The sequence below is a fragment of the Curtobacterium sp. GD1 genome (assembly GCF_020882855.1).
GTDB lineage: Bacteria > Actinomycetota > Actinomycetes > Actinomycetales > Microbacteriaceae > Curtobacterium.
Window position 1 is genome coordinate 19,288 of the sequence record NZ_JAFEVQ010000036.1, and the last position, 12,355, is coordinate 31,642.

At 74.1% G+C, this 12,355-nt stretch carries 4 protein-coding genes and 1 other RNA gene; 4 read left to right on the plus strand and 1 reads right to left on the minus strand.

Annotation, left to right across the window (positions count from 1 at the left end; genetic code table 11):
• The first annotated feature begins 11 nt into the window (after positions 1-11).
• A complete protein-coding gene (locus JSX79_RS16105) occupies positions 12-1,208 on the plus strand; it encodes an acetate/propionate family kinase (RefSeq protein ID WP_229087129.1) in 1,197 nt (398 codons plus the stop codon).
• A 101-nt stretch (positions 1,209-1,309) separates the two neighbouring features.
• On the opposite strand, the gene JSX79_RS16110 is transcribed toward JSX79_RS16105, so the two are convergent.
• Positions 1,310-1,984, minus strand: coding sequence for an SDR family oxidoreductase (locus tag JSX79_RS16110; RefSeq protein WP_071302619.1), 675 nt, complete (start codon positions 1,982-1,984; stop codon positions 1,310-1,312).
• 37 nt (positions 1,985-2,021) lie between these two features.
• Here JSX79_RS16110 and ffs point away from each other — a divergent pair.
• The 3 genes from ffs to JSX79_RS16125 form a co-directional block, all read left to right on the plus strand.
• Positions 2,022-2,118, plus strand: an RNA gene (gene ffs, locus JSX79_RS16115) — signal recognition particle sRNA small type.
• Between the two features lie 227 nt (positions 2,119-2,345).
• Positions 2,346-9,899 carry a choice-of-anchor G family protein gene (locus JSX79_RS16120; protein WP_229087130.1) on the plus strand — a complete coding sequence of 2,518 codons (7,554 nt, stop codon included), beginning with the start codon at positions 2,346-2,348 and terminating at the stop codon, positions 9,897-9,899.
• A 142-nt stretch (positions 9,900-10,041) separates the two neighbouring features.
• A partial coding sequence (locus JSX79_RS16125) for a DNA polymerase III subunit gamma and tau (RefSeq protein ID WP_229087132.1) occupies positions 10,042-12,355 on the plus strand: 2,314 nt, incomplete at its 3' end.

Sequence of the window (12,355 nt, forward strand, 5' to 3'; positions counted from 1 at the left end):
TGACCCATCCCGTGACCGCAGCCCTCGTCGTGAACTCCGGATCGAGTTCGTTCAAGTACCAGCTCATCGAGCTCGAGGGGGAGCGCACGCTCGCCTCCGGGCTCGTCGAACGCATCGGCGAGTCGACGGGTGCGTGGAAGCACACCAACGCGCTCACGGGGGAGTCCTCGTCGAACGACTCGACCCCGGTGGCCGACCACGCGGCCGGCTTCCAGGCCATGATCGACGCCTTCGCGAAGGTCGGGCCGTCCTTCGACGAGCACCCGCCCGCCGTGGTCGGCCACCGTGTCGTGCACGGCGGCACCACCTTCGACCGGGCCACCGTGGTGACGGACGAGGTCGAGCGGCAGATCGAGGAGCTGAACAGCCTCGCGCCGCTGCACAACCCGGCGAACCTCGAGGGGATCCGCGCCGCGAAGCAGGTCTTCTCGGACGTGCCGCAGGTCGCCGTGTTCGACACCGCGTTCCACCAGACGATGCCGCCGCACGCCTACACGTACGCGATCCCGGCCGACCTCGCCGCGAAGTACGCGATCCGCCGCTACGGCATGCACGGGACGAGCCACAAGTACGTGTCCGAGCAGGCGGCAGTATTCCTCGGCCGTCCGCTCGCCGAGCTCAAGACGATCGTGCTGCACCTCGGCAACGGGGCATCCGCCGCGGCGATCGACGGTGGACGCTCGATCGAGACCTCGATGGGGCTCACCCCGCTCGAGGGTCTCGTGATGGGCACCCGCTCCGGAGACCTCGACCCCGCGGTCCTCATCCACCTCCACCGTGAGGCCGGGCTCTCCTTCGACGAGCTCGACACCATGCTCAACAAGGAGTCCGGGCTGCTCGGCCTGACCGGCAACGGGGACATGCGCGACGTGCAGGACGCGGCGCTGCACGGCGACGAGGTCGCCGAGGCGGCGCTCGCCGTGTACCGGCACCGGATCCGTCGGTACGTCGGCGCCTACACGGCGCAGCTCGGCGGGCTGGACGCGGTGGTCTTCACCGCGGGCGTCGGCGAGAACAACGCGCTGCTGCGCCGGCGCGTGCTCGCCGGGCTCGAGCACCTGGGCATCGAGATCGACGCGGACCGCAACGAGTTGGCATCTCGGGAGGCGCGGCTCATCTCCACGGACACGTCGCGCGTCGCGGTGCTCGTGATCCCCACGAACGAGGAACTGGAGATCGCCCGGCAGTCGGCTGCGGTCGCGCTCTGACGCGCCGCGCCGCGATCGAACCACGAATCCGACGTCGAACCACCGTCGTCGCCCGGTTCGATGTCGGATCCGTGGTTCGACGCCGCTGCCGTCGGCGGGCGTCAGCCGAGCGACGCGACCGCGGCGGGGATCGGGGTGTCGCCGCTCGTGACCTCGAACTGCACGCCGACCGCGGTGTCGTCGAGGAGCGCGTGGAGCACCACCGCCGCGACGTCTGACCGTGGGATCGTGCCGCGGGGGACCGTGGCGCCGACGTCGACCGTGCCCTGGGGCGGCGTGTCGAGCAGGCCCCCGGGTCGGACGATCGTCCAGCGGAGGCTCCGCGCCCGCAGGTTCGCGTCCGCCTCGGCCTTCGCGCGGAGGTACACCTGGAAGACATCGGCCTCCGACCGGGCGGGCACGACCGCACGCTCCGGGTCGTACGAGTCCGCCGCCATCGCCGAGATCATCACGTAGCGGCGGATGCCGGCGCGCTCGGCCGCGTCCGCCAGGAGGATGGCCCCGTCCCGGTCGACCGAGAGCTTCCGCTCGGCACCGCTCCCCGGACCGGCCCCGGCGGCGAACACCACCGCGTCGACCCCGCGCAGCCGGAGCCCGAGTTCGTCGTCGTCGAGCTGCTCGAGGTCCGCGACGATCGCCCGTCCGCCCTGCTGCTCCACGTCGGTGACGTGCGCGGGGTTGCGGACGATGGCGACGGCGTCGTGGCCGGCGTCGGTGATCTGGCGGGCGAGGAGGAGGGCGATCTGGCCGTGGCCTCCGGCGATGGCGATCTTCATGTGTCCGATCTTGCCCGTCGCGTCCGGTAGACTTCTCGGCGGCTCCTCACGTGACGCCATCCAGGCCAACTCCCCCAGGGCGGAAACGCAGCAAGGGTAACCGGGCTCTGGCGGGTGCGTGAGGAGTCTTTTCCGTTCCCGGGGGAGGGTAACCGGGGCTGTGTCTGTCCCGGTGCGGGTGCGTGAGGAGTCTTTTCGTGCGCCCGGTGTCTCTTTCGTAACGGGTTGCGGACAGCAACCTGATCGTGTGCAAAGATCGCCCTCAGGAACCCCCAACCAGGGCTCCTGACCCTCCACCGCCTCACCAGCGGGGGAGTTCCGGATCAGGTGGCGAGCGCGCTCGCCAGGAAAAGAGACACGCATGCGCAGGCACGTGTCGCTGCGGGGTACCCGTGTACCCACGACGGCGGGCGACTGGACACGACGGATCTTCGGTGCTGGCGGCCGAGCTCGACGACGAGCATCGGACGATCGGCGTCTCCTCCTGCGCGGCGGCGTCATCGCCACGGTGACGGCGCTCCTCGCCGCCACCGTGGCGATCCAACCCGCTGCGGCTGCACAGACCGACGTCTCCGAGGCCGAGGGGCTCCTGCTCAGCGGCTCGGGCATCGTGGACGTCGACGGCATCGCCCAGCTCGGCGGCGCCTACTCCGCACGCGGTGCGACGACCGGCGGCGGGACGACGAACCAGCCGCTCAACGTCGAGGCCCTGAACACCGTGGGGGTGGACCTCGGCAACGACATCGACCTGCTCGGGGCGAACGGCATCCTCACCCTCGGGGTGGCCGGCCAGTACGCGACGACCTCGGCGAACGGTGCGACGGCGTCCTCCGGCCTCCTGACGAACGACGGCGGCATCGGCGTCGGTACGGGGATCGGCTCCGGGGCGTCGACGCTCGACCTCAACCCGCTCTTCAGCCGGGTCGGTGCCGACACGACGGTGCTCTCGAACGCGCAGCTGCGTGTCGGGGCGCTCGCCTCGACCCTGTCCGCGACGCGCGGCGCGACGGTCAGCACCACGAGCGACTACCGGATCGCCGGAGCCGACCTCACGCTGACGAGCCCCGCCGTCCAGGGGCTGACGACCTCGCTCCGTGACCAGCTCCGCACGGTGTCGGGTTCGGTGAACGGCGTCTTCGGCACCGGGGGAGCGCTGCAGGGCACCACCGCCGCGGTGTCCGGCCAGATCCAGACGCTCCTCCGCCAGGCGCTGCTCGGCACGGTGAACGTGAGCGGCACCACCATCACCGCGAACGTGAACCTCAACCTCGACGGCACCCTCACCCAGGTCCTCCAGCAGCCGCTCACGGACGGCGCCGTGACGATCGTCCCGGCGACCGGCACGATCACGGTGGACCTCGACAAGCTCACGGCCCTCAACGGCCAGCCCGCGAACACCCCGGTGCTGACGACGGTCGCCGTGGACTCGATCAACCAGAGCATCGCCACGATCCTCGGCACGCAGCTGCCCACCACGCTGCAGACGGCGGTCGTCAACACGATCAACTCCACGGCGGTGCGCGTGGACATCGCCACCAACGCCACCGTCCTCGGGCAGTCGGCCGCCGCGATCGGTCTGCAGGTCGACACGACCCTCGGCGCGCTGGCCGGCACCGCGACGGCGAACCCGACCGTCACCGCATCGGGGAGCCTCGTCGGCCTGCCGCTGCCCCTCGGCACCGTGCTCGCGCCGGTCGTCTCCGGCATCGTCGTCCCGACCCTGCAGACCGCGCTCCGGCCGATCATCGGCGGGACCGCCCTCACGCAGCTCGGCACCACCCTGACGACCACGACCACGGCCGTGGCGACGCTGCTGTCGCCGGTCGTCCTGCTCCTCCGCCAGGTCGTCGACCTCACCGTCAACGCGCAGGACACCACGACCGGGTTCCGCGACGGCCGCGGGTACGACCCCGGCTCGCGGAGCGTGCACGCCCTGCGGCTGTCGATCCTGCCGGGGGCGAACGTCGCCACCGTCGACCTCGCCACGTCGACGGTGCGGGCCTCGGCCTTCGTCGCGCCGACGATCACGGCACCGACCGCGAACCAGGTGTTCAGCGTGCCGACGGCGTCCTCCACCCGCAGCGTCACCGTCAGTGGCGCCGGCGAACCCGGAGCCACGATCGCCGTGACCCTCGGCGGCGGCCGGACGGGCACCGCGACCGTGGCGGCCAACGGGACGTGGACCACCTCGGTGGCGAACGTACCGACCGGCTCGTACACGGCGACCGCGACCCAGACCCTCGGGGGAGCAGCGGCGGGCTCGGCCACGCAGCAGTTCTCCGTCGTCGCGCAGCAGGCCCTGACCATCTCGACGCCGACCGCGGGGCAGACCTTCACGACCACCGGCACCACCGCGCCGGTGACCCTGACCGGCACCGCGACCGCGAACGCCCGCATCGACGTCGACCTCGGTGGCGGCCTCACCGCGACCGGCACGGCGAACGCGAGCGGCGCGTGGAGCACCACGGTGCCGGACGTCCCGATCGGCGAACCGACCGCGAGCGTGACGCAGACCGTCGGGGACACCACCTCGGCGCCCGTGACCCGGGCCTTCCGGGTCGTCGCCGCAGCCGGCCTCACGGTGGACAGCCCGACGGCCGGCCAGGACTTCCCGCTCGCCGGGACCACCCGGGACGTGCCGTTCTCCGGTTCGGCGCAGCCCGGCGCCCGGGTCGACGTCGACCTCGGTGGCGGCCGCACGGCCACGACCACGGCGAACGCCGGCGGTACCTGGTCGACGACGGTGACGGGTGTCCCCGCGGGGTCGTACTCCGCCCAGGTGACGCAGACCGTCGGGTCCTCGACGAGTGCCCCCGTGACACGTGCCTTCACGGTCACGGCCGCCCCGGCGCTGACGATCGACGCACCCGAGGACGGCAGCACGATCACCGTCGCGGACCCGACCTCGACCACGCCCGTCACGGTGTCCGGCACCGCCGCACCGAACGCGCAGGTCACGGTCGGCATCGGCGGGTCCTTCACCGCGACGGTGACCGCGACCGGCGGCGGCGACTGGGAGGCGACCTTCCAGGGCGTCCCGGTCGGCGACCGCACCGCGACCGCTCGGCAGACCGTGGGCGGGACGACCTCCGGCCCCGTGACGAGCGACTTCACCGTCGCCGCCGGTGACCCGATCGCGATCACCGCCCCGGCACCCGGTGCCACCGTCACCGTGCTCGACGCGGACACGACGACCGACCTCGACGTGACCGGCACCGCCGAGCCCGGCGCCGACGTCGCGATCTCGTTCGGCGGCGGGCTGACCGCCACCGCGACCGCGAACGGCGACGGGGACTGGACCGCCACGGTCCAGGACGTCCCGGTCGGCCGGTACACGATCCAGGCGACGCAGACCGTGGGCGGGACCACCTCGCCGGCCGTCCGCCAGGTCGTGACGGTCGTCGCCGGCGCGGCGCTCGCCGTGACCTCGCCGACCCAGGACGGCACGACCGACGTCGCGACCGACGACTCGACGATCGACGTCGTCGTCTCGGGCACCGCGCAGCCGGGCGCCGGTATCAGCGTCGTCCTCGACGGGACGGGCGACCCGGTCACCACGACCGCCGGCGACGACGGTGCGTGGTCGGTGACGCTGCCGGACGTCGGCACGGGCGACCACACCGCGAGCGTCACGCAGACGGTCGGCGGGCAGACGTCCGCAGCCGTCGACCGGGACTTCGCGATCGCGGTCGGCGACGACCTGGTGATCGAGTCACCGACGGACGCGCAGGAGGTCCCCGCGGGAGCGGGCGGCCAGATCGGCGTCGTCGTGCGCGGCACCGCCGAGCCGGGTGCGAGCGTGCGGGTCACGGTCGACGACGGCGACCCGGTCGACGTGGTCGCCGACGGCTCCGGCAACTGGGCGACCGACCCGACGCAGCTCGCCATCGGCGACCACACCGTCACCGCCGTGCAGACCGTGAACGGCACGACCGGACCCACGGTGACGCGCGACTTCACAGTCGTGCCGGGGACCGCCGTCGCGATCGACTCGCCGGCCGTCGGTTCGCGCTTCGTCGTCGTCGACGGCGACGCGACCGCGACCGTCCCGATCTCCGGCACCTCGGAGCCGGACGCGGACATCACCGTCTCGCTCGGCCCGGACACGCAGTTCACCACCACGGCCGACGGCGACGGCGTGTGGAGCGTCGACGCCACCGGTCTCGCACCCACCGGCACGTACACGGTGAACGCGAGCCAGAGCGTCGAGGGCGTGGTCACCACCGCGATCCCGACCACGTTCCAGGTCGTCACGGCCGCGCAGCTCGCGATCACCGCCCCCGGCACGGCGCCGATCACGGTCGCGGGCGACGACGTCCGACGTGACGTGACGGTCTCCGGCACCGGCCAGCCCGGCGCCGGGGTGACCGCGAGCACGACCGGTGAGGACGACCAGCGGACGACGGTCGCCCCGGACGGCACCTGGTCGGTGACCTTCCCGGACCTCGCGGTCGGCGAGCACCCGGTGGCGGTGACGCAGACGCTGCCCGGGACGGTCTCGTCCCCGGCCGTCTCCGACCCGGCGACGCGCACCGTCACGATCGAGGCCGCGGACGCGGTCACGGTGACGACCCCGGCCGCCGACGCCGTGCTGCTCGTCCCGGACGCCGACGCGACGCGTGACGTCACGGTCACCGGGACGGCCGAGCCGAACGCTCCGGTCACGGTGCGACTCGGCGACGACGAGACGACCACCACCGCGGACGGCGACGGCGACTGGACGGTCACGTTCGGCGGGGTCGGTGTCGGTGACCCGACGCTCACCGCGACCCAGACGGTCGGCGGGACCAGCGCCTCCAGTCCCGCGCAGACCGTCACCGTCCGTGCCGGGACCGTGCTCTCCCTGACCGCTCCGACGAACGGCGCCGTCCTGACGGTCGCCGACGCGGCCGGCACGGCCGACGTGCGGGCCGCGGGACGGGCCCAGGGCGGGGCCACCGTCACGGTGACGCTGTCGAACGGCGACTCCGACGAGGTGACCGCCGCTGCCGACGGCGCCTGGGAGACGACGTTCGCGGACGTCCCGGTCGGCGACTACACGGTCCGCGCGACGCAGGTCGTCGGCGGGCAGACGTCGGCACCCGTCACCGCGGCGGTGTCGGTCCGCGCCGGTGCGCCGCTCACGGTGACGACCCCGGCCGGGGCCACCTCCGTGACGGTGGCCGACGACGACGCCACGACCGACGTGCGGTTCGCCGGGACCGGCCAGCCCGGGGCGACCGTCACGGTCGACCTCGGTGACGGCGGGACCGCGACGGCACGGGTCGACGACGACGGGGACTGGGCCACGACGGTCGAGGACGTGCCAACCGGTTCGTGGACGGCCGAGGTCACCCAGGCCGTGAACGGGACGACGAGCGCGGCGGTCGCACGACCGGTGTCCGTCGTCGCCGCGGCCGACCTGACCGTCCGCCAGCCCGGCGAGGACCCGATCACAGTCGCGGACGGCGACGCCACCACCACGGTGACGATCGCCGGTGACGCCCAGCCGGGCGCCACCGTCACGGTCACCGTCGACGACCGCGACCCCGTCGAGGTCACCGCCGGTGACGACGGCGCGTGGAGCGTCGACGTGCCGGACCTCGGCGTCGGCACGCACGACGTCAGCGTCACGCAGACGGTCGACGGGTCCACGTCCACCACCCCGGTCGAGTCGGCCTTCGAGATCGAGGCCGGAGCCCCGGTCGAGATCGCCGAACCGACGGCAGGCCAGGAGTACACCGTCGCCGGCGAGGGCGCGACCACCACGGTCGACGTCAGCGGGACGGCGGAGCCCGGTGCGACCGTCGTGGTCGACCTCGGCGGCGGACGCAGCGAGTCCACCACCGCGGACACCGACGGCGAGTGGAGCGTCTCGGTGCCCGACGTACCCGCCGGCACCCCGACGGTCAGCGTCACGCAGCGGATCGGTGACACCGTCTCCGCCCCGGTCACCGTCGGCATCCGGGTGCTCGTCGCGGACCCGATCACGATCGCCACCCCGGCGAACGGGTCGACCGTGCGCGTCGCGCAGCAGGACTCGATCGCGACCGTGACCGCGAACGGCGCCGCCGAGCCGCTGGCGACCGTCCGGGTGGCGGTCGACGGGGGCGACCCCCGGACCGTGACGGCGACCGCCGCCGGCACCTGGTCCGTCGACCTCGAGGGCCTCGGCACCGGCGAGCACACCGTCCGTGCCACCCAGACGGTCGAGGGATCGACCTCGGCGCCGGTCTCGACGACCTTCACGGTCGCCGCGGGTGCAGCGCTGACGGTCGACACGCCGGCGGACGGCGACACCGTGACCGTGCCGGCCGGCACCACGACCACGAGCGTCCCGGTCAGCGGCCAGGGGCAGCCCGGCGGCACCGTGCGGATCGTGACCGACGACGGCGACCCCGTCCAGGTCCCGGTCGGCCCGGACGGCCGCTGGTCGACCGAGCTCACCGGTCTCGACGCCGGCGACCACACGATCGTCGTCACGCAGGTCGTGAACGGCACGACGTCGTCGCCGATCGAGCGCGACCTGACGGTGGAGGTCGCCGCGGTGGACGCGATCGTCGTCACCTCCCCGGAGAACGGCACCGCCTACCGCGTGCTCGGCGGCACCACGGACGTCCGGGTCACCGGTGTCTCCGCCCCGAACGCGGCCGTCTCGGTCCGCGTCGACGGCGGGACCTCGGTCACGACGACGGCGGACGGCGACGGCGAGTGGGCCGTCACCGTGCCGGACGTCGGCACCGGCCCGCACACGATCGCCGCCGCGCAGACGGTCGGTGGGACGACGACGAACGCCCCGCAGGTCGGGTTCTCCGTCGCCGCGGCCGCACCGGTCCGGGTCACCAGCCCGACCGACGGCCAGGTCGTCCCGACCACCGGTGCCACGACGTCGATCCCGGTCAGCGGCACCGCCGAGCCGGGCGCCACGGTCTCCGTCGACATCGACGGCCGGACCGCGACGACGACCGCGGGTGGAGACGGTTCGTGGACCGTCACCGTCACCCGGGTCCCGCCGGGCACCCACACCGTGTCGGTCACCGAGACCGTCGGCGGCGTGACCTCCGACCCGGTGACGAGCACCGTGCGGGTCGTGGTCGCCCAGCCGACCGACGTGACCATCACGAGCCCGGTCCCCGGCCAGCTCATCCCCGCGACGGGCACCGGCGACACCGGCAGCTTCACGGTGACCGGGCACGCCACACCGGGAGCGCTCGTCACGGTGCGCCTGTCGAACGGGCAGGTCCGCACCACGACCGCGGACGCCGACGGCGACTGGAGCGTCACGTTCGACCGCGTCCCCGAGGGGGAGTGGACCATCGAGGCGTCGCAGTCCGTGAACGGCACGACGACGGTCTCGCAGCCGGTCCCGATCGTGGTCGACGCGGTGGAGCCGCTCGCGGTCACCTCGCCGACACCGGGCGCGCACCAGACGGCCTCGGCCGCCGGGACCGTCGACTGGCGGGTCACCGGGACCGCCGAGCCGGGAGCGACCGTCACCGTCGTCGCCGACGACGGCACGCCCGTCACGACGACGGCGGCCGAGGACGGCACCTGGTCGGTCGTCCTGCGACTGGCGGTCGGGCAGCACACCATCCGCGTGACGCAGACGGTGGCGGGTGCGACGTCGGCCGTGCAGTCGGTCGCGGTCGTGGTCGACGCCGCGGTGCCGGGTGGCCCCGGCACGCCGGGGACGCCCGGAACGCCCGGAACGCCTGGGACACCCGGAACGCCCGGGACGCCCGGGACGCCTGGTGCGCCCGGGACCGGCGGCAACGGGTCCGGGAGCGGGAGCGGTTCCGGGTCCGGTGGGCTCGCGTTCACCGGCGCCGACGTGGCCCCGCTCGCCGGGGCAGCGGGTGGCCAGGTGGTGCTCGGCTTCCTCCTGCTGGGCCTGTCGCGGCTCGCCCGCGGCCTCCGCCGCCGCGGACGCGTCTGAGCCCGTCGCACGCACGATCCGCGCCTCCCGTCCCGTCGTCTGCACGGACGGGAGGCGCGGTTCGTCACGCGTCCGCCGCCCACTTCCCACAGGTGGTCCGGTCCGACCATCGGGTGTCGGTCGTCCCGGCTACCCTTGGGGCGTGGTCACCGCCCTGTATCGCCGTTACCGGCCCGAGAACTTCGCCGAGCTGATCGGACAGTCGCAGGTCACCGATCCCCTCCGGACGGCCCTGCGCACGAACCGGGTCAACCACGCCTACCTGTTCAGCGGGCCGCGCGGCTGCGGCAAGACGACGTCCGCGCGCATCCTCGCGCGCTGCCTGAACTGCGCCGAGGGCCCCACCGACACCCCGTGCGGCGTCTGCCCGAGCTGCGTCGAACTGGCACGCGGCGGCGGGGGATCGCTCGACGTGATCGAGATCGACGCCGCCAGCCACAACGGTGTCGACGACGCCCGTGACCTGCGCGACCGCGCCGTGTTCGCCCCGGCACGCGACCGCTACAAGATCTTCATCCTCGACGAGGCGCACATGGTGACGCCGCAGGGCTTCAACGCGCTGCTCAAGCTGGTCGAGGAACCGCCGGAGCACGTCAAGTTCATCTTCGCGACGACCGAGCCCGAGAAGGTCATCGGCACGATCCGCTCGCGCACCCACCACTACCCGTTCCGCCTCGTCCCGCCGGCCGCGATGCTCGAGTACGTCGAGCAGCTCTGCCAGCAGGAATCGGTCTCGGTCGCGCCCGGCGTGCTGCCCCTGGTCGTCCGCGCCGGCGGCGGTTCCGTCCGTGACACCCTGTCGCTGCTCGACCAGCTCATGGCCGGCAGCGAGGACGGGGCGATCGCGTACGAGCGGGCCGTCGCGCTCCTCGGCTACACCGACGCCGCACTGCTCGACGACGTGGTCGACGCGCTCGCCGTGGCCGACCCGGCATCGGCGTTCGCCGCCATCGACCGGGTCGTGCAGACCGGGCAGGATCCTCGTCGCTTCGTCGAGGACCTCCTCGAGCGCCTCCGTGACCTCATCGTCGTGGCCGCGACCAACGAGAGCGCCGCGGCCGTCCTCCGGGGCGTCTCACCGGAAGAGCTCGACACGATGACCCGGCAGGCCGGTGTCTTCGGTGCGACCGGGCTCTCGCGTGCGGCGGACATCGCGAACCGGGCGCTGACGGACATGACCGGGGCGACCTCGCCGCGGCTGCACCTCGAACTCATGACCGCGCGGATGCTCGTGCCCGAGGCCGACGACACCCAGCGCGGTGCCCTCGCCCGGGTCGAGCGACTCGAGCGACGCATCGGTGTCGGGGACGCCGGCGGGCACCAGGCCGGGCCGGAGTCGCTCCCGGCCGCGGGGTCGACCACCGCCCCCGCGCCGAGCACGCAGCCGGCCGCACCCGCTCCTCGGGCAGCCCAGGCCCCCGCGGCTCCCGCCCAGACCCAGGCCCAGACGCTGGCGCCGGCTCCTGCTCCGGCCGCCGCCGAACCGGCCGCCACCCCGGCCCCGACGTCGACCGACCCCGGTGCCACCGCTCGGGATGCCGCTGCCTCGTGGGCCGCCGCGGTGCCGAGTGCACCCGAGGCGCCGTCGAGCGGACCCGGGTCCACGCCGGCACCCGGAGCCACGCCGACGCCCGCCGCGGGCGCTGCGAACGCGTCCTCGACCGGCCAGGGCGCGGCTGCGGGCGACGAGCCGGCCGTGCGTCCCATCGGCGCCGTCGGGTTCCAGCAGCTCCGCGACTCCTGGCCGCAGATCGTCGAGCACGTCCAGCGGCAGAAGCGTTCGGCGTGGTCCGTGGTCGTCACGGCGCAGGTCACGGCGCTGCGCGACGACGTCCTCACCCTCACGTTCCCGAGCCAGCAGGACGTCGCCTCGTTCAAGGAGATGTCCGACCCGAACGCCAGCGTCAGCGAGCTCCTGCGGGCCGCGATCGTCGACGTGCTCGGGCTCCGTGTGAAGTTCGTCGCCCGTGGTCCCGGTGGGCCGGGGCAGCAGCGACCGCCGCAGCAGCCCGGGGCCCAGCCGCCGCAGGGGGCCGCGCAGCCGACGCCGAGTGCCGCGCCTGCCCCTGACGCTGCAGGTGCTGCCGGTGCTGCCGGTGCTGCGGGTGCTGCACGGCCCGGTGCCGACCGGTCCGCCGAGACGGCTCCGGCCGCTCCCGCGCGTCCGGAGCCGACGACGTCCGAGCCGCACGGGTTCGCCGAGCAGCAGGCGGCGGGGGACTCCGCCGACCGGTCCGCTGCGCAGGAGTCCGGCGGGGGCGCATCCGCCACGGGAGCACCCTCGGCGGCGGAGTCCGCCGCGCGCGAGACGGCAGCGTCGGAGCACGCGGCACCGGCACCGGCACCGTCGCCGTCGCCGGCACCGTCGCCGGCACCGGCACCGGCACCGGCTCCGGCACGGCCGGACGCGGCGCCCGCGCAGGGAGACCAGCGCCCGACGCAGTCCCGCCCTGCAC